This window comes from Mycobacterium sp. (assembly GCF_035623875.1).
Lineage (GTDB): Bacteria > Actinomycetota > Actinomycetes > Mycobacteriales > Mycobacteriaceae > Mycobacterium.
Window position 1 is genome coordinate 11,539 of record NZ_DASPSP010000302.1, and the last position, 19,752, is coordinate 31,290.

At 64.9% G+C, this 19,752-nt stretch carries 23 protein-coding genes; 10 read left to right on the top strand and 13 right to left on the bottom strand.

From position 1 onward, the window contains the following. Positions 1-71: 71 nt before the first annotated feature. Genes VEI45_RS24175 through VEI45_RS24200 form a run of 6 tightly spaced genes read right to left on the bottom strand, consistent with a single transcriptional unit; the run spans position 72 to position 6,024 of the window. The gene (locus tag VEI45_RS24175) at positions 72-1,241 is read right to left on the bottom strand and encodes a lipid-transfer protein (RefSeq protein WP_324857045.1); all 1,170 of its coding nucleotides are present in this window, start codon (positions 1,239-1,241) and stop codon (positions 72-74) included. Next, on the bottom strand, positions 1,241-1,642 hold the full coding sequence (locus tag VEI45_RS24180) for a MaoC family dehydratase (protein ID WP_324857046.1): 402 nt from the start codon (positions 1,640-1,642) through the stop codon (positions 1,241-1,243). Before VEI45_RS24180 ends, VEI45_RS24175 begins: the two co-directional genes overlap by 1 nt. Continuing rightward, on the bottom strand, positions 1,639-2,592 hold the full coding sequence (locus VEI45_RS24185) for a bifunctional MaoC family dehydratase N-terminal/OB-fold nucleic acid binding domain-containing protein (protein WP_324857047.1): 954 nt from the start codon (positions 2,590-2,592) through the stop codon (positions 1,639-1,641). The genes VEI45_RS24180 and VEI45_RS24185 overlap by 4 nt, the downstream gene beginning before the upstream one ends. Next, positions 2,589-3,752 (bottom strand): acyl-CoA dehydrogenase FadE29, encoded by a 1,164-nt coding sequence (gene fadE29, locus VEI45_RS24190; protein WP_324857048.1) that lies wholly within the window; start codon positions 3,750-3,752, stop codon positions 2,589-2,591. The genes VEI45_RS24185 and fadE29 overlap by 4 nt, the downstream gene beginning before the upstream one ends. Continuing rightward, a complete protein-coding gene (locus tag VEI45_RS24195) occupies positions 3,737-4,756 on the bottom strand; it encodes an acyl-CoA dehydrogenase family protein (RefSeq protein WP_324857073.1) in 1,020 nt (339 codons plus the stop codon). Before VEI45_RS24195 ends, fadE29 begins: the two co-directional genes overlap by 16 nt. A gap of 17 nt (positions 4,757-4,773) precedes the next feature. After that, positions 4,774-6,024, bottom strand: coding sequence for a cytochrome P450 (locus VEI45_RS24200; RefSeq protein ID WP_324857049.1), 1,251 nt, complete (start codon positions 6,022-6,024; stop codon positions 4,774-4,776). A 121-nt stretch (positions 6,025-6,145) separates the two neighbouring features. Between VEI45_RS24200 and VEI45_RS24205 the strand changes: the two genes are divergently transcribed. The 5 genes from VEI45_RS24205 to VEI45_RS24225 all read left to right on the top strand — a co-directional run bounded on the left by VEI45_RS24205 (position 6,146) and on the right by VEI45_RS24225 (position 9,600). Next, positions 6,146-7,306 carry a steroid 3-ketoacyl-CoA thiolase gene (locus tag VEI45_RS24205; protein WP_324857050.1) on the top strand — a complete coding sequence of 387 codons (1,161 nt, stop codon included), beginning with the start codon at positions 6,146-6,148 and terminating at the stop codon, positions 7,304-7,306. Beyond that, positions 7,306-7,683, top strand: coding sequence for a hypothetical protein (locus VEI45_RS24210; RefSeq protein ID WP_324857051.1), 378 nt, complete (start codon positions 7,306-7,308; stop codon positions 7,681-7,683). The genes VEI45_RS24205 and VEI45_RS24210 overlap by 1 nt, the downstream gene beginning before the upstream one ends. A 10-nt stretch (positions 7,684-7,693) precedes the next feature. Next, the gene (locus VEI45_RS24215; RefSeq protein WP_324857052.1) at positions 7,694-8,152 is read left to right on the top strand and encodes a nitroreductase family deazaflavin-dependent oxidoreductase; all 459 of its coding nucleotides are present in this window, start codon (positions 7,694-7,696) and stop codon (positions 8,150-8,152) included. Positions 8,153-8,368: 216 nt separating this feature from the next. Then, positions 8,369-8,578 (top strand): nitroreductase/quinone reductase family protein, encoded by a 210-nt coding sequence (locus tag VEI45_RS24220; RefSeq protein ID WP_414687576.1) that lies wholly within the window; start codon positions 8,369-8,371, stop codon positions 8,576-8,578. Continuing rightward, on the top strand, positions 8,578-9,600 hold the full coding sequence (locus tag VEI45_RS24225; RefSeq protein ID WP_324857053.1) for a phosphoglycerate mutase family protein: 1,023 nt from the start codon (positions 8,578-8,580) through the stop codon (positions 9,598-9,600). The genes VEI45_RS24220 and VEI45_RS24225 overlap by 1 nt, the downstream gene beginning before the upstream one ends. Here VEI45_RS24225 and VEI45_RS24230 read toward each other — a convergent pair. From VEI45_RS24230 to VEI45_RS24240, 3 genes are read right to left on the bottom strand one after another with little or no spacing between them, the layout of a single operon-like run. Further along, positions 9,593-10,285: an MBL fold metallo-hydrolase gene (locus VEI45_RS24230; protein ID WP_324857074.1), complete on the bottom strand. Its 693-nt coding sequence runs from the start codon at positions 10,283-10,285 to the stop codon at positions 9,593-9,595. The genes VEI45_RS24225 and VEI45_RS24230 overlap by 8 nt on opposite strands. A 23-nt stretch (positions 10,286-10,308) precedes the next feature. Beyond that, positions 10,309-11,214, bottom strand: coding sequence for an SDR family oxidoreductase (locus VEI45_RS24235; RefSeq protein WP_324857054.1), 906 nt, complete (start codon positions 11,212-11,214; stop codon positions 10,309-10,311). A gap of 14 nt (positions 11,215-11,228) precedes the next feature. Continuing rightward, positions 11,229-12,014 (bottom strand): SDR family oxidoreductase, encoded by a 786-nt coding sequence (locus tag VEI45_RS24240; RefSeq protein ID WP_414687577.1) that lies wholly within the window; start codon positions 12,012-12,014, stop codon positions 11,229-11,231. A 67-nt stretch (positions 12,015-12,081) separates the two neighbouring features. Between VEI45_RS24240 and echA20 the strand changes: the two genes are divergently transcribed. The 5 genes from echA20 to VEI45_RS24265 are packed head-to-tail and all read left to right on the top strand — an operon-like array spanning position 12,082 to position 16,014. Further along, complete coding sequence (echA20, locus tag VEI45_RS24245) at positions 12,082-12,840, top strand: (7aS)-7a-methyl-1,5-dioxo-2,3,5,6,7,7a-hexahydro-1H-indene-carboxyl-CoA hydrolase (RefSeq protein ID WP_324857055.1); 759 nt, start codon at positions 12,082-12,084, stop codon at positions 12,838-12,840. After that, positions 12,837-13,721 (top strand): cholesterol ring-cleaving hydrolase subunit IpdA, encoded by an 885-nt coding sequence (gene ipdA / locus VEI45_RS24250; RefSeq protein WP_324857056.1) that lies wholly within the window; start codon positions 12,837-12,839, stop codon positions 13,719-13,721. The genes echA20 and ipdA overlap by 4 nt, the downstream gene beginning before the upstream one ends. Continuing rightward, the gene (gene ipdB, locus VEI45_RS24255; protein ID WP_324857057.1) at positions 13,718-14,473 is read left to right on the top strand and encodes a cholesterol ring-cleaving hydrolase subunit IpdB; all 756 of its coding nucleotides are present in this window, start codon (positions 13,718-13,720) and stop codon (positions 14,471-14,473) included. Before ipdA ends, ipdB begins: the two co-directional genes overlap by 4 nt. Next, positions 14,470-15,528, top strand: a complete 1,059-nt coding sequence (ipdC, locus tag VEI45_RS24260; protein WP_324857058.1) for a (3aS,4S,5R,7aS)-5-hydroxy-7a-methyl-1-oxo-octahydro-1H-indene-4-carboxyl-CoA dehydrogenase — start codon at positions 14,470-14,472, stop codon at positions 15,526-15,528. The genes ipdB and ipdC overlap by 4 nt, the downstream gene beginning before the upstream one ends. Positions 15,529-15,588: 60 nt before the next feature. Next, entirely contained in the window at positions 15,589-16,014 is a 426-nt protein-coding gene (locus VEI45_RS24265) for a nitroreductase family deazaflavin-dependent oxidoreductase (protein WP_324857059.1), read from the top strand. 12 nt (positions 16,015-16,026) lie between these two features. On the opposite strand, the gene fadA6 is transcribed toward VEI45_RS24265, so the two are convergent. Genes fadA6 through ipdE1 form a run of 4 tightly spaced genes read right to left on the bottom strand, consistent with a single transcriptional unit; the run spans position 16,027 to position 19,748 of the window. Next, entirely contained in the window at positions 16,027-17,187 is a 1,161-nt protein-coding gene (gene fadA6, locus VEI45_RS24270) for a steroid 3-ketoacyl-CoA thiolase FadA6 (RefSeq protein WP_324857060.1), read from the bottom strand. A 55-nt stretch (positions 17,188-17,242) separates the two neighbouring features. Further along, positions 17,243-17,821: a TetR family transcriptional regulator KstR2 gene (gene kstR2 / locus VEI45_RS24275; RefSeq protein ID WP_324857061.1), complete on the bottom strand. Its 579-nt coding sequence runs from the start codon at positions 17,819-17,821 to the stop codon at positions 17,243-17,245. Further along, positions 17,818-18,606, bottom strand: coding sequence for a (5R,7aS)-5-hydroxy-7a-methyl-1-oxo-2,3,5,6,7,7a-hexahydro-1H-indene-carboxyl-CoA reductase (gene ipdF, locus VEI45_RS24280; RefSeq protein ID WP_324857062.1), 789 nt, complete (start codon positions 18,604-18,606; stop codon positions 17,818-17,820). Before ipdF ends, kstR2 begins: the two co-directional genes overlap by 4 nt. Beyond that, positions 18,603-19,748, bottom strand: coding sequence for an acyl-CoA dehydrogenase IpdE1 (gene ipdE1 / locus VEI45_RS24285; protein WP_324857063.1), 1,146 nt, complete (start codon positions 19,746-19,748; stop codon positions 18,603-18,605). Before ipdE1 ends, ipdF begins: the two co-directional genes overlap by 4 nt. Positions 19,749-19,752 lie beyond the last annotated feature (4 nt).

Here is a 19,752-nt window from a genome sequence, read left to right on the forward strand (position 1 = left end):
CATCCAACAGGACCTCATCGATCCCATCCTTGGGCTGTTCGGGCCCCTCGCCGGATTGGTAACCAGTTGAACTAGCCCAGGATCAGGCCCGAGGTCGGCACGCCGGTGCCGGCGGTGACCAGCACATGCTCGACGTCGGGCACCGGGTTCACCGACGTGCCCCGCAGTTGGCGAACTCCCTCGGCGATGCCGTTCATACCGTGGATGTAGGCCTCGCCGAGTTGCCCGCCGTGGGTGTTGATAGGCAGCCGGCCGCCCACTTCGACGGCATCGTCGGCGATGAAGTCCTTGGCTTCGCCCTTGCCACAGAATCCCAACTCCTCCAACTGAATCAGCGTGAACGGGGTGAAGTGGTCGTAGAGCACCGCGGTCTGGATATCGGTCGGCGACAGCCCGGACTGCTGCCACAGCTGCTGACCTACCAGTCCCATCTCAGGCAGGCCGAGTTCGGGTCGGTAGTAGCTGACCATCGTGTACTGGTCGGGGCTCGAGCCTTGAGCAGCCGCCTCGATGACCGCCGGCCGGTGCTTGAGGTCCTTTGCCCGCTCAGTCGACGTCACCACGATCGCCACCGCGCCATCGGTTTCCTGACAGCAATCCAGCAGACGCAGCGGCTCGGCGATCCACCGCGAATTCTGATGGTCCTCAATGGTTATCGGCTTCTCGTAGAAGTAGGCCTTCGGGTTCTTTGCGGCATGCTTGCGATCAGCCACCGAGATGACACCGAAGTCCCGACTGGTAGCACCTGACCAATGCATGTACCGCTGAGCGATCATCGCCACCTGCGCCGCCGGTGTGGAAAGCCCGTGCGGATAGGAAAACGAATTGTCCGCAGAAGTCGAATCGGCCTGGGCGCTGGCATCTCCCACCAACCGGGTCTGCACCTGGCCGAACCGCATGCCAGACCGCTCGTTGAACGCCCGGTACGCAACGACGACGTCGGCCACGCCGGTCGCCACCGCCATCGCCGCATGCTGGACGGTCGCGCACGCGGCACCGCCGCCGTAGTGGGTCTGGGCGAAGAACTTCAGCTGGCCGATACCCGCGGCCCGCGCGACGGCGATCTCCTTATTGGTGTCCATCGTGAAGGTGGTGAGCCCGTCGACGTCAGCAGGCGTCAGGCCCGCATCGTCGAGCGCGTCGCGGACGGCCTCGGCGGCCAACCGTAGCTCGCTGCGACCGGAGTCTTTGGAGAAGTCGGTGGCACCAATGCCGACGATGGCAGCCTTACCCGACAACATTAAGCGTTCCCGATCGTGACCGTGGTGGTTGCGATGACGTGGTCGCCAAGGCTGTTGCTGCCCACGACTTTTACCGTGATCAGGCCGTCCTCCACCGCGGTCACTTCACCGGAGAATGTCACCGTGTCGTAGGCGTACCACGGCACACCCAGCCGCAGCCCGATCGACTTGATCAGCGCCGACGGTCCGGCCCAGTCGGTGACATACCGCTCTACCAACCCGGTGTCGGTGAGGATATTGACGAAGATGTCTTTCGAACCTTTGGCCTGCGCCTTGTCGCGGTCGTGGTGCACATCTTGAAAGTCCCGGGTGGCCAGAGCCGTCGAGATGATGAACGTGGGATCGCCGTACAGCTTGAGCTCGGGCAGCTTGGCGCCGACCTCTATCGTCGGGGCGCTCATGCGTCCGGCTCCCAGGCGTAGAGGGTCCACTCCGGCCCGCTGTCACCGGCCGGAAAGTCGATATAGGTTGCGCGAACCGGCATTTCGATCTTCACCTTGGCAGGATCGACGTTGCGCAGCTCACCGAGCATCCGCACCCCCTCTTCCAGCTCGACGAGTGCGATGACGAATGGCAGTGTGCGGCCGGGCACTTTCGGAGCGTGGTGCACCACGAAGCTGAACACCGTCCCCGTCCCGCCGGCTACAACGTAATCGATGGGTTCGGCTTTGTCCTGCCAGATGGCCGGCACTGGCGGGTGTTGCAAGCTGCCGTCGGGCAGCCGCTGAATCCGCAACTCGTGCGCCCTGACGCCCTCCCAGAAGAACGCGGTGTCCCGAGACACCGAAGGGCGCATCATGGCATCGGGATCCAGGTCCGCGGGCACAGCAGCCGGTGACTGCTCGGATTCGCGCGGCTTGAATTTGAGTATGCGCCAGTTCATTTCGGCGACGTCCTCGTCACCCACCCGCCAGATGATGTGCTGGTTGACAAACCAGCCTTCACCCAGCCCGGTCTGCTTGGGCCCGACCACATCGCCCATCTCGGAGGTGATGCTGACCTCCTCGCCGGGCTGCAGGTAGCGGTGATAGGTCTGCTCGCAGTTGGTCGCGACCACACCGACGTAGCCGGCGTCGTCGAACAGCTTCATGATGGGGCCCATCGGGTCGTCGGTCGGACGTTCTCCCCCCAGACCGAACATCGTCCACACCTGAATCATGGCCGGTGGGGCGACAATTCCCGGGTGCCCTGCGGCGCGGGCCGCTGATTCGTCCACGTAGATCGGGTTGCTGTCGCCGATCGCTTCCACCCAGTTGTTGATTGTCGGCTGGTTCACCGGATCGCGCGCTGCGCGCGGCTTGGCAGCGCCGGCCGCTTTGATCTCCGCGACGGCTTCGTGAATGTCGGTCATCGCGGTACCCGGGGAACCTTGAGGCCCGATGCCGCGATCATCTCGCGCATCACTTCGTTGACGCCGCCGCCGAAGGTGATGACGAGGTTGCGTTTGGTTTGCGAGTCGAGCCAGTCGAGCAACTCGGCGGTGTCCGACTCGGCGGGGTTACCGTACTTACCGACGATCTCCTCAGCGAGTCGGCCGATGTACTGAATTCGTTCCGTGCCAAAGACTTTTGTCGATGCGGCATCTGCCACGTTGATGTCCTCGCCGGCGGCGGCCACCTGCCAATTCAGCAGCTCGTTGATCCGCCACATCGCATAGATCTCACCCAGCGCGCGTTTGACGTCGTCGTGATCAATCGGAGTGACGCCATCACCACCCGGCTTTGACGCCCACGCGCGTACCCGGTCGTAAATCCCGGCCACCCGCCCGGCGGGACCGAGCATCACCCGCTCGTTGTTGAGCTGGGTCGTGATCAGCCGCCATCCGCCGTTCTCCTCGCCGACCAGCATGTCGGCCGGCACCCGCACGTCGTTGTAGTACGTGGCGTTGGTGTGATGGGCGCCGTCGGACAAGATGATCGGTGTCCACGAGTAGCCGGGATCCTTGGTGTCGACGATGAGGATCGAAATGCCTTTGTGCTTGACAGCTTCCGGGTCAGTGCGGCACGCCAACCAGATGTAGTCGGCGTCATGCGCGCCGGTGGTGAAGATCTTCTGGCCGTTGACGATGTACTCGTCGCCGTGACGTATGGCAGTGGTCCGCAACGACGCCAGGTCGGTTCCCGCCTCCGGCTCGGTGTAGCCGATCGCGAAGTGCACTTCACCGGCCAGGATCGCCGGCAGGAACTTCTTCTTCTGCATTTCGCTACCGAACACCTGCAGGGTGGGCCCTACCGTCTGCAGCGTCACCGCCGGCAACGGCACGTCGGCCCGATGGGCCTCGTTGACGAAGATCTGCTGCTCGATCGGACCAAAGCCGAGGCCACCGAACTCTTTTGGCCATCCGACACCGAGCTTGCCGTCCTGACCCATCCGCCGGATCACCGCGCGGTAGGCGGCGTTGTGGCGGTCCTCCCCCATCGCCTTCATCTCGTCGGCCGAGATGAGGTTCGAAAAGTATTGCCGTAGCTCGGCTTGCAGATGTCGCTGCTCCGGCGTTAGTTCGATGAACATTGCGCTCCCACCAGGTCGAGACGATGAGAAGGCCCGCCCAACAGCCGGGTCAGGTCTTTAATCGTGGAGTAGTACCTGTGCATGGGATAGGTGATGTCCATGCCCATCCCGCCATGAAGATGATGGCATATCTGCATCACCGGCGGCGCCTGCGAGGTGATCCAGTAGCCGAGGACGTCGAGATCGTCGGTGGTGTCGCGCCCTTCGGACAGTCGCCAGATCACCGATGTCGACGCTAAATCGATGGTCCGCGAGGCGATGTAGACCTCGGCGAGCTGCGCGGCCACGGTTTGGAAGGTGGACAGGGGCTTGCCGAACTGGTGCCTGTTGGCCACGTAGTCGGCCGTCAACCGCAATGCGCCGGCGACGAGGCCGGCCGCATAGGCACCGATCGCGGCCAGCGCGAGCTGATTCACCCGCTGAGTCGTCGCGCCGACCAGCACATCCTGTTCAGCCACGGCGACATCGGAGAACGTAACCACGTACTCGTCGGATCCGTTGGAAGTCGGCGTCTTGGCAAGGTGCACGCCCTCGGTCTTGGGTGACACCACGACGACGGCGCTGTCGGCAGTGACGATCATCCGCTCTGCATTCTCGGCATACCCGACAGCGACTTTGGTGCCGGACAGACGACTGTGCACGAAGGTTGTCGCCGGCCGCTCCGGCAGCGCCGTGCCGGGTTCGTTGAGTGCCGCGGTCAGCTGCGAGCCCTTGGCCAGGCCGCCGAGGTAGCGGTCCTGCTGATCATCGGAGGCCAAGTCCAGCAGCGGCGTCGCACCGAAACCGAGGGTGGCCAGCGCCGGACCGACCAAGCCGTGGCGACCGATCTCGGTCAGCGCGGTCCCGATCTCGGGCAGGCCGACGCCGTCGCCGCCCAGCCGCTCGGGCACCGGCAGCGCGGTCACCCCGCCCGCTACCAACGCTTCCCAGGTGTTGTCCCGGTCCAGTACTGACGTGATGACGTCAGCAACGGCCTGCTGCGCCGGGTCCGGCGTGAAGTCCATCGTCGCTTTTGAATCCGTCACTGCGCTACCGCGTACTTGCCGGTGTAGTCGACCTGCCAGTGCTTGATCCCGTTGAGCCAGCCCGACCGTAGCCGCTGGGGCGACGAGATCGGTTTGAGGTCCGGCATATTGTCGGCGACCGCGTTGAAGATAAGGTTGATGGTCATGCGAGCCAGGTTCGCGCCGATGCAATAGTGCGCACCGGTGCCACCGAAGCCGACGTGCGGGTTCGGGTCGCGCAGGATGTTGAACGTTTGCGGATTCTCGAACACTTCTTCGTCGAAGTTGGCTGAGCGATACGACATCACCACCCGCTGCCCCTTCTTGATCTTGACCCCGCCGAGCTCGACGTCCTCGTGCGCGGTGCGCTGGAATGCCGACACCGGCGTGGCCCAGCGGATGATCTCGTCGGCAGCCGTCGACGGACGCTCCTTCTTGAACAGCTCCCACTGATCGGGGTTCCGCGAGAACGCGATCATGCCATGGGTGATCGAGTTGCGGGTGGTCTCGTTGCCGGCCACCGCGAGCATGATGACGAAGAAGCCGAACTCGTCGTCGGAGAGCTTCTCCCCTTCTACGTCGGCCTGGATCAGCGTCGTGACGATGTCGTCGGTCGGGTTCTTGCCGCGCTCGTCGGCCATGGCCATCGCGTACCTGATCAGTTCCATCGACGACTGCGCCGGATCGACGTCGGCGAACTCGGGATCCTCGCCGCCGGTCATCTCGTTGGACCAGCGGAACAGCTTGTCGCGGTCGTCCTGCGGCACGCCCAGAAGTCCGGCAATGGCCTGCAGCGGCAGCTCACACGACACCTGCTCGACGAAGTCGCCGGAGCCCGCAGCCGCCGCGGTCTTGACGATATTCTGGGCCCGCTGCGCGAGTTCCTCCTCCAGCCGCCCGACCGCCCTCGGCGTAAAACCGCGGGAGATGATTTTGCGCAGCCGGGTGTGGTGCGGGGCGTCCATGTTGAGCATCACGTTGCGCTGCAGTTCGATCTGCTCGAACTGCATCTCCTTCGGCCAGACCGGGATCGCACCGTTCTGCCAGCTGGAGAAGACGTCGCTGCGCCGCGACACCTCTTTGACGTCGGCGTGCTTGGTGACCAGCCAGTAGCCCTTGTCCCCGAAGCCACCGGTACCGCCGGGCACGTCGACCCAGTGGATCGGCTCGGACTTGCGGAGCTCGGCAAGTTCCGCCACCGGAAGTCCGGCCAGGTTGACGTCGGGATCGAGGAAGTCGAAGTCAGCCGGAATGTTAGGGGGCACCATAGAGTTATCTCCTGAACTACAACGTGTTCTAGTGCCAGTAAAACATGCTCTCGCCGCAGACCAAAAGGTGTCAGGGCATCGTCGCTTGTCAGGGTAATGAAACGTGTTCTAGCCTGACCCCATGGGTAACCCGGTAATAGTTGAAGCCACCCGTAGCCCCATCGGCAAACGCGCCGGATGGTTGTCGGGGCTGCACGCCACCGAGCTGCTGGGCGCAGTTCAGAAGGCGCTAGTGGATAAGGCCGGTATCGACGCCGGCGACGTCGAGCAGGTCATCGGCGGCTGCGTGACACAGTACGCGGAGCAATCCAACAACATCACCCGGACGGCGTGGCTGACCCTGGGTTTGCCCGAGCACGTCGGCGCCACCACCGTCGACTGCCAATGCGGCAGCGGCCAGCAGGCCAACCATCTGATCGCCGGGCTGATCGCGGCGGGCGCCATCGACATCGGCATCGCCTGCGGGATCGAGGCGATGAGCCGGGTTGGGCTGGGCGCCAACGCCGGTCCCGACCGCAACTGGCGCGCGGAATCGTGGGACATCGATCTACCCGACCAGTTCACCGCCGCCGAGCGCATCGCCAAGCGTCGCGGCATCACCCGCGAGGACATCGACGAGTTCGGCTTGGCCTCCCAGCAGCATGCCAAGCAGGCCTGGGACGAGGGCCGCTTCAACCGGGAGATCTCACCGGTCGAGGCGCCGGTGCTCGACGAGCAGAAGCAACCCACCAGCGAGCGCCACATGGTTAGCCGTGACCAGGGTCTGCGGGACACCACGCTGGAGGGATTGAGCCAGCTCAAGCCGGTGCTCGACGGCGGCATCCACACCGCAGGCACGTCGTCGCAGATCTCCGACGGCGCGGCGGCGGTGTTGTGGATGGATGAGTCCGTAGCCAGAGCGCAAGGCTTAACCCCACGGGCGCGGATCGTCAGCCAGGCGCTGGTCGGCGCCGAGGCCTACTACCACCTGGACGGGCCGGTACAGTCCACCGCGAAGGTGCTGGAGAAGGCCGGCATGAAGATGGGCGACATCGACCTCGTCGAGATCAACGAGGCGTTCGCGTCGGTGGTGTTGTCCTGGGCCCGGGTGCACAACGCAGACATGGCCCGAGTCAACGTCAACGGCGGCGCGATCGCGTTGGGGCATCCGGTGGGTTGCACCGGCAGCCGGCTGTTCACCACCGCATTGCACGAGCTGGAGCGCTCCGATCAGAGCACGGCGCTGATCACCATGTGTGCCGGCGGCGCGCTGTCGACGGGCACCATTCTCGAGCGCATCTAGTGGGCGCTACCGACGACGATCGCATCGCTGCGGCGCAGTCGTACATCGACGCACTGGTCAGCCACGACGCCGCCGTGGTCCCGTTCGCGCCGGACTGCATTCGGATCGAGCAGGGCGTCAGGACCGGCTTTTCCGGAAATCACCTGCGGCGCAGCCTCAACCGCGGCCCGCAGTACCGGATCATCGCGGCGACCACCAAGCCGGACTACACCATCGCCGGTGATGAGGTGCGAGCGGTGTACAACGTACTGATCAAGGCGTCATTCGCTGGACGGCGCATGGCGGCGCGGGTCGACGAGACCTTCGTCATCCCGGCCGGGGAGACCACGATCCGGCACATCAGGGTTCGCTTCCACCCGTTCATCCAGCGACCCTAGGATCGCAGTCATGCCCGCCAAACCACGACCGCTCTATCTGAGATTGCCGTTCACCGACTTCCTCACCAAGTGGATGTCGCGCCTCAACACCTTCATGTACCGCCGTGGCGGCGGGGAAGGACTGGGCGGCACATTCCAGAACATTCCGGTCGCCTTGCTGACCACCATGGGCCGCAAGAGCGGCCAGCCACGAGTCAGCCCGCTGTATTTCCTGCGCGACGGTGACCGGGTGATCGTCGCGGCATCCAAGGCCGGGGCGGCGAAGAACCCGATGTGGTACCTCAACCTCAAGGCCAACCCTAAGGTTTCGGTCCAGGTCAAAAAAGAAGTCCTCGACCTGACCGCCCGGGACGCCACCGACGACGAGCGCGCCAAGTACTGGCCGCAGCTGGTCAAGATGTATCCGACATACGAGGACTACCAGTCGTGGACCGACCGGACCATACCGATCGTCGTCTGCGACCCTTAACCCGGACAACGGCCGCGCCCGCTGCGCGAGACTTAAGCCATTGCGACTCGCATCGGCGTGTCGTCGCATTCGGTTAAGTGTCGCGAAATCCGAGGCCACACCTACGCTTTGCACATGGCGCGGCAGGGATGGATCCGGAATTAGCGTTCCTCGCTGCCTTGCTCAAATACTCTGCCCGCGTGCATATCTGGGTATACGGGCCTACCAACGGCCGGCATGCGCGCCAGGCTGGAGCGGGACCGCTACTGGCCGTGGTTGATCAAGATGTATCCGCCGTATCGCGGATACCGCGCGGCCACCGACCGGGTTATCCCGTTGGTGGTATGCGAACCGGCGTCGATCTGCCCGCGGATTTCGGCGAACAGCGAGGTTGGCTGCGGTAAATTGCCATTGCCCTCACACGCCCAGCGGCCAAGGGAGAAGTGATGAGCAATCCGCGCCAGCGCCCTTTCGTATTTCCATCGCGGAGAAATCGGCTCCGCTTTGTTACCGTCGGGCTGCTCTCGACGGCCCTGATGTCCATCGGATCGGCGCTGGCCTGGGCCGACGACGAGTCGATCATTCTGGACCTGGTGCGGCACGGTGAATCGGTCGACAATGCGGCGGGCATCATCGACACGGAGCCGCCCGGGACTGGGCTCGACGCCACCGACGAAAGCCAGGCCAACACCGTCGCCACCTCGATCATCTCGGAGTACGGGACCAACATCGCCGGGGTCTACGACTCGCAGGAGCTCAGGACCCAGGAGACCGCGGCGCCGTTGCTGGCCGAGCTGAGCAGCCTGACTGGCCAGACTGTGACTGCCCAGGAACTGGCCGGGCTCAACGAAATCCCCGCGGGCTCTTTCGACGGCGATCCGACTAACAGCCTCCAAGGCATCCTGTACTTCCTGGGCCCGGTTTCGTGGGTGCTCGGCGATGTCCTGGTGCCAGAGTTGGGCGACCCCAGCCTCAACGGAGTCGTGTTCGACCAAGACTTCAGCGGCGCCGTTCAAACGATCTACGACAACACCGTCGGGTCCGGTGGCAGCCTGAATGACGTGGCGTTCTCCAGCGAAGGCGCGATCGTTGTCTGGACGCTGATGAACGTCAACAATCCCGATTTTTCGGCCCTGCTCACAACTTACGAGGACACCGGCCAGTTGCTACCGAACGCCGGCCAAGTCGTGGTCGAAGGAAGTCCCGGGGATTGGACGCTGGTCAGCTATGACGGGATATCCGTGCCGCAAGACCCGGGATTGGGGACAGAGCTTTTCGTCGACTTCCGCAACCTGATGGAGGCGCCGCAGTTCGCCGGCTACGACATCTACGAGGCTCTGCTGACCGGCAATTCGACGACGATTGATGCTGCGCTTCAGACCGGTCTCAGCCAAGTCGACACCGCGCTCTCGCAATTCCCGGTCGAGGTTTTCGACGACATCGTCGCCGCGTTGGGCGGCACTATCTGAGCCAATCCCGTTGGCGGCGCACGAAATCCGCGTCGACGACACTACCGTGACCCGGCACGTAGATGGCGTCGGGTCCGCCGACCGCCAGCAAGCGATCAAGTGTGGCCGGCCACGCCGCCACATCGGAGTCGGCATCGATCGCCGGGTCGCCGGATTCCTCGATGAGATCGCCGCAGTAGACCACGACCCGGCCGCCGTCATCGCCCGGCACCAGCACGACCAGGTCGGAGGTGGTGTGGCCACCACCCAGGTAAGCGATTGTCACGCTGCGGTTTCCGAGGTCGACGACGGCGTTGTCGACGGCGTGTTGCGGCGGTTGGAGGGCCGCAATCGCGCGGTCGATTTCATCGACGTCGGCACCATAACGTAACGCGTCGGCGCGAAGCCGATCGGTGGCCGTCGTGAGGTAATCGAAAACTTCTGGTGCGCTGTATATTTCAGCGTCGGTGAAGACTCCGGAACCCAGCACGTGATCGAAGTGCTTGTGAGTCAACACCACATGCGTCACACCGCGTCCGGCGATCTGTTGCACGTCGGCGTCGATCGCCGCAGCTTCGGTCAGCGTGGTACCGGTGTCGATCAGCAGTACCCCGGTGCGGCCTTGCACCAGACCGACGGTGACGTCGAGAAACGGTAGCCGACAACGACGCACGCTGTCGGTGAGCTGCTCCCAGTCGAAGTGCACACCCACCCCTGGGCGGCTGTTGGCTAGGCGCCGTACACCGGCACCGCAGGCCGAGACTTGGCGAGTAGCTCGCCGACCACGGGTCCCAATTCGGCCGGATCCCACTTGGCGCCCTTGTCGATCTGGGGGCCGTGTGCCCAGCCTTCGGCGATGCGGATCTTGCCGCCCTCCACTTCGAACACCTTCCCGGTGACATCACGGGATTCAGCGCTACCCAGCCAGACGACCAGTGGCGAGACGTTCTCCGGCGCCATGGAGTCGAAATCGTCGTCCTGCGTTGCCATCATCTCGGCAAAGACCGTCTCGGTCATCCGGGTGCGGGCTGACGGCGCGATCGCGTTGACCGTCACGCCGTACCGGCCCATCTCGGCGGCGCCGACCAGGGTCAGTGCCGCGATGCCGGCCTTGGCGGCGCTGTAGTTACCCTGCCCGACGCTGCCCTGCAGGCCCGCACCGGAGCTGGTGTTGATGATCCGTGCGTCAACGGTTTTGCCTTCTTTGCTCAGCCCCCGCCAATACGACGCGGCGTGCCGCATTGCGGCGAAGTGGCCCTTGAGGTGCACGGCGATGACCGCGTCGAACTCCTCCTCGCTGGTGTTGGCCATCATCCGGTCGCGGACGATGCCGGCGTTGTTCACCAGGACGTCCAGACCGCCGAACGTGTCGACGGCGGTCTGGATCAGAGCGGCGGCTTGATCCCAGTCCGCGATGTTGGAGCCGTTGGCGACGGCTTCACCCCCGGCTGCAGTGATTTCGTCGACCACGCTCTGCGCAGCGCTGCCGCCGCCCGCGGGTGACCCGTCCAAGCCCACACCGATATCGTTGACCACAACGCGCGCGCCCTCGGCGGCGAAGGCCAACGCATGCGCGCGCCCTATACCGCCGCCCGCTCCGGTGACGATGACGACGCGACCGTCGACAACACCCATATTTCCCGTCTCCTCTACTTGATCGCGCTCGCGTTCGTGGTGGCCAGATAGTGCGGCGGCTCGCCCCCGCCGTGCACCTCTAACGACGCACCGCTGATGTAGAGCGCCGCATCCGAGGCCAGAAACGCTGCAGCCCAACCGACATCGACAGGTGTGGCCAGCCGGCCGAGTGGCACGTTCTTGGAGATCGCGGCGATCGACTCGGCGTCGCCGTAGAACAGGTCGGCCTGTTCGGTTTCGACCATCCCGACCACGCAGGCGTTCACCCGCACCTTGGGCCCCCATTCCACCGCCAGCGTCTGCGTGAGGCTCTCCAGGCCGGCCTTCGCCGCCCCGTATGCGCCGGTGCCCGGGGAGGGCCGCCGACCGCTGAGACTGCAGATGTTGACGATCGAACCGCCGCGCTCCTGGTTCTGCATCTTGTCGTTGGCATGCTGGGAAACCGACAGCGCGCCAATGAGATTGAGCTCGATGATCTTCCGGTTGAACTTCGCGCTGGACTCTGCGGTCAGTACGTACGGCGAGCCGCCGGCGTTGTTGACGACGACGTCGAGTCGGCCGTGCCGGTCGACGATCGCGTCGATCATCGCCTTGACCGCGTCGTCGTCACGGACGTCGCAGGAGTGGAACTCATACGGCAGGCCCTCGACCGCGCGCCGGGCGCAGGTCACCACGGTCGCACCTTGTCCGGCGAAAACTGAGCTGATGCCGGCGCCGACCCCCCGAACGCCGCCGGTCACCAGCACGACCCGGCCGGCGAGCCCGAAGCTGATCGCGGGGCCTCCGTCGGCATGGGTCACTGTGCTAGCGTACCAAGCAAGTGCTTGCTTAGGTAATCGTCCCGCAAGGAAGTGGTCGAGGATCTCGATGACAATCACGTCACGCACCGCCGAACCGGGGATAGTCGCGGTCACCGTCGACTTCCCTCCCGTCAATGCCATCCCGTCGCGCGGCTGGTTCGAACTCGCCGACGCACTGACCGCCGCCGGCAACGATCCGGACACGCACACGGTGATCTTGCGGGCCGAGGGCCGCGGCTTCAACGCCGGGGTGGACATCAAGGAGATGCAGCGCACCGAAGGCTTCGCCGCGCTGATCGACGCCAACCGGGGCTGCTTTGCCGCGTTCCGGGCCGTCTACGAGTGCGCGGTGCCGGTGATCGCCGCGGTCAACGGGTTCTGCGTCGGCGGCGGCATCGGCCTGGTGGGTAACGCCGACGTGATCGTGGCCTCCGAGGATGCGACCTTCGGGCTGCCCGAGGTCGAGCGCGGCGCGCTGGGTGCGGCTACCCACCTGTCCCGGTTGGTGCCGCAACACCTGATGCGGCGACTGTTCTTCACCGCGGCCACCGTGGACGCCGCCACCCTGCACCACTTCGGCTCGGTGCACGAGGTGGTGCCGCGCGAGGAACTCGACGAAGCCGCGCTGCGGGTGGCGCGCGACATCGCCGCCAAGGACACCCGGGTGATCCGGGCGGCCAAGGAAGCGCTGAACTTGATCGACGTCCAGCGGGTCAACTCCAGTTACCGCATGGAGCAAGGCTTTACCTTCGAGCTCAATCTCGCCGGCGTTGCCGACGAGCATCGCGACGCGTTCGCCGGAACGGCGAAGGGCAAGAAGGAATGAGCGACAAGCGCACCACCCTCGACGAGGCTGTCGCGCAACTGCGCACCGGCATGACCATTGGCATCGGCGGCTGGGGCTCACGGCGCAAACCGATGGCCTTCGTTCGCGCCATGCTCCGCACGGACGTCAAAGACTTGACCGTGGTCACCTATGGCGGGCCGGATTTGGGCCTGCTGTGCTCCGCCGGCAAGGTCAAGCGCGTCTACTACGGGTTCGTCTCGCTGGATTCGCCGCCGTTCTACGACCCCTGGTTCGCCAAAGCCCGCACCACCGGATCCATCGAGGCCCGGGAAATGGACGAGGGCATGCTCCGCTGCGGACTGCAGGCTGCAGCGCAACGGCTGACGTTCCTGCCAATCCGCGCCGGGCTGGGCAGCTCGGTCCCGGACTTCTGGGAGGGCGAATTGCAAACGGTCACCAGCCCGTACCCGGCGCCGGACGGCGGACACGAAACGCTGATCGCGATGCCCGCGCTGCGCTTGGACGCCGCCTTCGTGCATCTCAATCTCGGTGACGCGCAAGGCAATGCCGCATACACCGGGATCGACCCCTACTTCGACGACCTGTTCCTGATGGCCGCCGACAAGCGGTGCCTGTCGGTCGAGCGCGTCGTGTCGACCGAGGAACTGATCAAAGCGGTGCCTCCGCAGGCGCTGCTGGTGAACCGGATGATGGTCGACGCCGTGGTGGAGGCACCCGGCGGTGCGCACTTCACCACCGCCGCACCGGATTACGGCCGAGACGAAAAGTTCCAGCGCCACTACGCCGAGGCGGCCTCAACGGACGAGGGTTGGCAGAAATTCGTGCAAACCTACCTGTCGGGCGGCGAAGCCGAATATCAGTCGGCCGTGCGCAAGTTCGCAGAGCAGGCGGCTTCGTGACTGACACCGCAAGCACCCGAGCTGAAGTCTGTGCGGTCGCCTGCGCCGAGTTGTTCAGAGATGCCGGCGAGATCATGGTCAGCCCGATGACCAACATGGCCTCGGTCGGCGCGCGGCTGGCGCGCCTGACCTTCTCCCCCGACATCCTGCTGACCGACGGTGAAGCGCAGCTGTTGGCAGACACCCCGGCGCTCGGCGCGTCCGCAGCCGTCGAGGGCTGGATGCCGTTCGGCCGGGTGTTCGAGACACTGGCCTGGGGCCGCCGTCATGTGGTGATGGGGGCCAATCAGGTTGACCGCTTTGGGAATCAGAACATCTCGGCGTTCGGTCCGCTGCAGCACCCGACCCGGCAGATGTTCGGCCTCCGGGGCGCGCCGGGAAACGCGATCAACCACGCGACGAGCTACTGGGTCGGCAACCACTCCAAGCGGGTGTTCTGCGAGACCGTCGATGTGGTCTGCGGTGTCGGCTGGGACAAGGTGGACACCGACAACCCGGCATTCCGGTTCGCCAACACGCACCGAGTGGTGTCCAATCTCGGCGTGTTCGACTTCGGCGGGCCGGACCATACGATGCGGGCGCTGACGTTGCATCCGGGTGTGTCGCCCGACGACGTCCGACACAACACCTCGTTCGAGGTGCACGGTCTCGACGACGCGGCAGAGACGCGGCTGCCCACTGACGACGAATTGCGCCTGATCCGCGAGACCATCGATCCTAAAGCATTGCGCGACCGAGAGATACGTTCATGAAATTGCGCACGCCACTCACCGAGCTGGTCGGTATCGAGCACCCGGTGGTGCAAACCGGAATGGGATGGGTGGCCGGCGCCCGGCTGGTCTCGGCGACCGCAAACGCGGGCGGACTGGGCATCTTGGCGTCGGCCACCATGACGCTCGACGAACTGGCCACCGCGATCGGGAAGGTCAAGGCGGCCACCGACAAGCCATTCGGCGTGAACATTCGCGCCGACGCCGGCGATGCCCCCGACCGGGTGGATCTGATGATCCGCGAAGGCGTCAAGATCGCGTCGTTCGCGTTGGCTCCCAAGCAAGAGTTGATTAGCAAATTGAAAGACGCGGGCGCGCTGGTGATTCCGTCGGTCGGTCTTGCTAAGCATGCACGCAAGGTGGCCTCCTGGGGTGCCGACGCAGTGATTGTTCAGGGCGGCGAGGGCGGTGGACACACCGGGCCGATCGCCACGACGCTGCTGTTGCCGTCGGTGCTCGATGCGGTGAGCATCCCGGTTATCGCGGCGGGCGGCTTCTTCGACGGTCGCGGCCTGGCCGCAGCGTTGTCTTACGGCGCGGCCGGGGTGGCCATGGGTACCCGGTTTCTGCTCACGTCGGATTCCACCGTGCCTGACGCGGTCAAGCAACGCTATCTGCAGGCCGGATTGGATGGGACCGTCGTCACCACCCGCGTCGATGGCATGCCGCACCGAGTGTTGCGCACCGGGCTGGTCGAGAAGCTGGAAAGTGGCTCGCGGGCAAGGGGCTTCACCGCGGCCGTGCGCAATGCCGCGAAGTTCAAGAAGATGTCTCAGATGACCTGGGCGTCGATGATTCGCGATGGCCTGGCGATGCGGCACGGCAAGGAGCTCACCTGGTCGCAAGTGGTGATGGCGGCCAACACCCCGATGCTGCTGAAAGCCGGCCTGGTCGAAGGCAATACCGACGCCGGCGTGCTCGCTTCCGGTCAGGTGGCCGGTATCGTCGAGGACCTGCCATCGTGCGCGGAGCTGATCCAGGCGATTGTCGCCGATGCGGTCAAGCACCTGCAGGCCGCATCGACGATGGTCCAATAGCATTAAGCCGTTGACTAAAGACCCTGGCTTCGGCTCATGACTCGGGGCCACCATGGGGCCATGAGTGTTGTGACACCGGGGTCTTGGCCCAAGCCGCTGCTGAATGCGGTTCGTACTTCCAACAGATACCTGCTCAACCCGCTGATGTTGCGCTTAGCCGGCCACAAGCACTGGTATGCGGCGGCTATCCACCACACCGGCCGACGGTCGGGCAAGCAGTACGCCACACCGGTCGTCGTGGAGCGCTTCGCAGACGGTTTCGTCGTACCACTGCCCTATGGCACACGAGTGGACTGGTTGCTGAACATCCTTGCGGCCGGGCGTGCAAGTATCTCGTCGCAGGGCGAAAGCTACGACGTGGTGCAGCCTGAGGTCATCGACGCGGCGGCTGCCATGCACTTGCTGTCGACCCAGCGGCAACGCTACTTTGCCCGACTCGGCATTGAGGATTACCTCAAAGTCACAGACGCACCATCTAAGCCGTGAGGCGCTGATCGCCTAAAGCCGTTCGATGATGGTGACGTTGGCGGTGCCGCCGCCTTCGCACATCGTCTGTAGGCCGTAGCGGCCACCGGTGCGCTCCAGCTCGTTGAGCATGGTGGTGAAAAGCTTTGCCCCGGTAGCGCCCAACGGATGACCGAGTGCGATCGCGCCACCATTGGGGTTGACCTTCTCCGGGTCGGCCTTGATTTCCTTGAGCCAGGCCAGCACAACCGGCGCGAACGCCTCGTTGATCTCTACCGTGTCGATGTCGTCGATGGACAGCCCGGTCTTCTCCAGTGCGTAGCGGGTGGCCGGAATCGGCCCGGTGAGCATGAATACCGGGTCGGCCCCGCGGGCGCTGATGTGATGGATGCGGGCTCGCGGTGTGAGTTTGTGATCCTTGACAGCCTGCTCGGATGCCAGCAGCACCGCACTGGCGCCGTCGGAGATCTGACTGGCCACCGCTGCGGTCAGTCGGCCACCTTCGGACAGCGTCTTCAGCGTGGCCATCTTCTCCAGCGACGTCTCGCGCGGCCCCTCGTCGATCCGGAAGCCGACCCCATCTATGTCAACGGCGACTATTTCGTTGTCGAAGTGTCCGCCCCGGATCGCGGCCAGCGCCCGCTCGTGACTGGTCAGCGCGAACTGCTCCATCTCCTCGCGGGACAGATTCCACCGTTCGGCGATCAGCTCCGCGCCGCGGAACTGCGAGATCTCCTGATCGCCGTAGCGGTGCAGCCAATTCTTCGACTCGCCGGTCGGCGAGGTGAACCCGAACTCCTTGCCGACCACCATCGCCGACGCGATCGGGATCTGGCTCATGTTCTGCATGCCGCCGGCCAGGATCAGATCGGCGGTGTTGGCCATGATCGCCTGCGCACCAAAGGAAATCGCCTGCTGGCTGGAACCACACTGCCGGTCGACGGTTACCCCGGGGACCTCTTCGGGATAGCCCGCCGCCAGCCATGCGTTGCGACCGATGTTGCCGGCCTGCCCGCCGATCGCGTCCACGCATCCGACCACCACGTCATCGACGGCCGCGGGATCCACGTCGACCCGCCCGAACAACCCGTGAAATGCAGCCACTCCCAGGTCGATTGGATGCACGCCGGCAAGCGATCCATTGCGCCTACCAACGGCGGTACGGACGGCCTCGACGATGTACGCCTCTGTCATTTGTGTCACTCCTCCTCGTCGCTTCGCTCCGCATCGTCGCCGACACGTGCCATTTCTAATCTCCTTCTTTGGTGATTCCGCCTAGAACGATAGCGAGATATTGCTGACCGACCTGCTCGGCGGTGAGGGGTCCGCCGGGCTGATACCAGCGCACCGACACCCAGGTGGTGTCGCGGATGAAGCGGTAAACCAGATCGACGTCGAGATCGGGACGGAAATAGCCTTCCTCGATGCCCTGGTGCAGCACGTCGACCCACATCTTGCGCTGCTGCTTGTTCATGTCCTCGATGTAGGAGAACCGCGGCTGTGACAGCAACCGCTTGGCCTCATCCTGGTAGATGACGACCTGGGCATGCCGGTGCTCGATCGCGTCGAACGACGCCATGAACAGCCCCTTGAACCGCTCCAGCGGATTGGACTGGCTGTCGATGATCTCCTGGTAGCGGCCGAACAACCAGTCCAGAAAGGTGTGCAGTAACTCGTCGACCATCTCTTCTTTGGACGCGAAGTGGTGGTAGAGGCTGCCGGACAAGATGCCGGCACCGTCCGCGATGTCGCGGACCGTGGTCGCGCGCAGGCCACGTTCGGCGAACATCGTCGCCGCCAGTGCCAACAGCTCGTCGCGCCGGTTCATGGGTGCTGACTCGACACCGAAATCACTTCTCCAGTTAGGTAACTGGAGTAGTCGCTGGCCAAAAACGCGATGGTGGCGGCCACCTCCCACGGCTCGGCCGCTCGTCCGAAAGCTTCCCCGGCTGTCAACCGATCGAGCAGATCTGCCGAGGTGGTCTTGTCCAGGAACTTGTGCCTGGCGATGCTCGGCGATACCGCGTTGATCCGCACGCCGTAGTCGACGGCTTCGATTGCGCTGCACCGAGTCAGCGCCATCACCCCGGCTTTGGCTGCCGCGTAGTGGGATTGCGAGTGTTGGGCCCGCCAGCCGAGCACGCTGGCGTTGTTGACGATCACCCCGCCGTGGTCGGCGTCGCGAAAGTAGCACAGCGCCGCCCGGGTCGCGCGAAAGACCGACGTCAGCGTGACGTCCAGGACGCGGTCCCATTCCTCGTCGGTCATGTCGACCACCGGTGTTTGTCCACCCAGGCCGGCGTTGTTAACCAGCACATCGATCCGGCCCATCCGCGCGTGAGCCGACGCGATCAGCGCGTCGACCTGAGCAGACGAGGTGACGTCGCAGAGCACGTGCTCGACACGGCCCAGGCCCAGCGCCGACAGCTCCTTGGCCGTCTCGCCGAGGCGCCGCTCGTGGTGGTCAGAGACGACGACGTCAGCGCCTTCGGCCAGCGCCCGCCGAGCGGTGGCCGACCCGATGCCGGTGCCGGCGGCCGCCGTGACAATCACGACCTTGCCGGTCAGAAGCCCGTGTCCGGCAACCTCTTTCGGCGCGACCGCTAACGTCATCTAGCCTCCCTGGGTAGGCCAAGCACACGCTCGGCGATGATGTTGCGCTGAATCTCGTTCGAGCCGCCGTAGATGGTGTCCGCGCGGGTGAACAGATACAGCCGCTGCCATTCGTCGAAGTCTCCGCTGTCCAAGACCAGGCCCGCTTTACCCCGCACGTCCATCGCGATCTCACCGAGCTCGCGATGCCAATTGGCCCACAACAGCTTTGAGACGTTGTCTTGTCCGGGCTGCTCGACGTCCATGGTCGCCAAGGCATAGGAGCGCATCGCCCGCAGGCCGGCCCAAGACCGGGTCAGGCGTTCGCGGATGAGCGGATCGCCGGCGGCGCCGGTGCGTTTGGCGAGTTCCGCGACGCTGTTCAGCTCGCGCGCATAGACGATCTGTTGACCCAGTGTCGAAACACCGCGTTCGAAGGTCAGCGTTCCCATCGCGACCCGCCAGCCGTCGCCGGCTGCGCCGACCACTAAGTCGGCATCGGTGCGGGCGTCGTCGAAGAACACCTCGTTGAATTCCGAGTCCCCGGTCAGCTGGACGATCGGGCGGATTTCCACCCCGGGCTGGTCCAACGGCACCAGCAGATACGACAACCCGGCGTGGCGCTTGGAGCCCTTCTCGGTGCGTGCCACCACAAAACACCACTGCGCCCAGTGGGCCAGCGATGTCCACACCTTCTGGCCGTTGATCACCCACGCGTCGCCGTCGAGCACAGCGGAGGTGGACACGTTGGCGAGATCGCTGCCGGCACCCGGCTCGGAGTAGCCCTGACACCACAGCTCGGTGACGTCGAGGATTCGGGGCAGAAACCGCTGCTGCTGTTCGGGCGTGCCGAAGGCGATCAGCGTCGGCCCCAGCAGTTCCTCGCCGAAGTGGTTGACCTTCGCAGGCGCGTTGGCAATCGCGTACTCCTCATAGAACGCGACCCGATGCGCGACCGACAGGCCGCGGCCACCGTGCTCGACCGGCCAGCCCAAACAGGTCAGGCCCGCTTTCGCGAGATGCCGGTTCCAGGCCCGCCGCTCCTCGAACGCCTCATGCTCGCGGCCCGGCCCGCCGAGTCCCTTGAGCGCGGCGAACTCACCGACCAGGTTCTCGCCCAGCCAGTCGCGTACCTCGGCCCGGAACTCCTCGACGCCCTGCACCCCT

Excerpts from the sequence above, each read along its gene's own strand:
- VEI45_RS24175 (WP_324857045.1), bottom strand. The coding sequence starts at position 1,241 with ATGTTGTCGGGTAAGGCTGCCATCGTCGGCATTGGTGCCACCGACTTC.
- VEI45_RS24180 (WP_324857046.1), bottom strand. The coding sequence starts at position 1,642 with ATGAGCGCCCCGACGATAGAGGTCGGCGCCAAGCTGCCCGAGCTCAAG.
- VEI45_RS24185 (WP_324857047.1), bottom strand. The coding sequence starts at position 2,592 with ATGACCGACATTCACGAAGCCGTCGCGGAGATCAAAGCGGCCGGCGCT.
- fadE29 (WP_324857048.1), bottom strand. The coding sequence starts at position 3,752 with ATGTTCATCGAACTAACGCCGGAGCAGCGACATCTGCAAGCCGAGCTA.
- VEI45_RS24195 (WP_324857073.1), bottom strand. The coding sequence starts at position 4,756 with ATGGACTTCACGCCGGACCCGGCGCAGCAGGCCGTTGCTGACGTCATC.
- VEI45_RS24200 (WP_324857049.1), bottom strand. The coding sequence starts at position 6,024 with ATGGTGCCCCCTAACATTCCGGCTGACTTCGACTTCCTCGATCCCGAC.
- VEI45_RS24205 (WP_324857050.1), top strand. The coding sequence starts at position 6,146 with ATGGGTAACCCGGTAATAGTTGAAGCCACCCGTAGCCCCATCGGCAAA.
- VEI45_RS24215 (WP_324857052.1), top strand. The coding sequence starts at position 7,694 with ATGCCCGCCAAACCACGACCGCTCTATCTGAGATTGCCGTTCACCGAC.
- VEI45_RS24220 (WP_414687576.1), top strand. The coding sequence starts at position 8,369 with ATGCGCGCCAGGCTGGAGCGGGACCGCTACTGGCCGTGGTTGATCAAG.
- VEI45_RS24225 (WP_324857053.1), top strand. The coding sequence starts at position 8,578 with ATGAGCAATCCGCGCCAGCGCCCTTTCGTATTTCCATCGCGGAGAAAT.
- VEI45_RS24235 (WP_324857054.1), bottom strand. The coding sequence starts at position 11,214 with ATGGGTGTTGTCGACGGTCGCGTCGTCATCGTCACCGGAGCGGGCGGC.
- echA20 (WP_324857055.1), top strand. The coding sequence starts at position 12,082 with ATGACAATCACGTCACGCACCGCCGAACCGGGGATAGTCGCGGTCACC.
- ipdA (WP_324857056.1), top strand. The coding sequence starts at position 12,837 with ATGAGCGACAAGCGCACCACCCTCGACGAGGCTGTCGCGCAACTGCGC.
- ipdC (WP_324857058.1), top strand. The coding sequence starts at position 14,470 with ATGAAATTGCGCACGCCACTCACCGAGCTGGTCGGTATCGAGCACCCG.
- VEI45_RS24265 (WP_324857059.1), top strand. The coding sequence starts at position 15,589 with ATGAGTGTTGTGACACCGGGGTCTTGGCCCAAGCCGCTGCTGAATGCG.
- fadA6 (WP_324857060.1), bottom strand. The coding sequence starts at position 17,187 with ATGACAGAGGCGTACATCGTCGAGGCCGTCCGTACCGCCGTTGGTAGG.
- kstR2 (WP_324857061.1), bottom strand. The coding sequence starts at position 17,821 with ATGAACCGGCGCGACGAGCTGTTGGCACTGGCGGCGACGATGTTCGCC.
- ipdF (WP_324857062.1), bottom strand. The coding sequence starts at position 18,606 with ATGACGTTAGCGGTCGCGCCGAAAGAGGTTGCCGGACACGGGCTTCTG.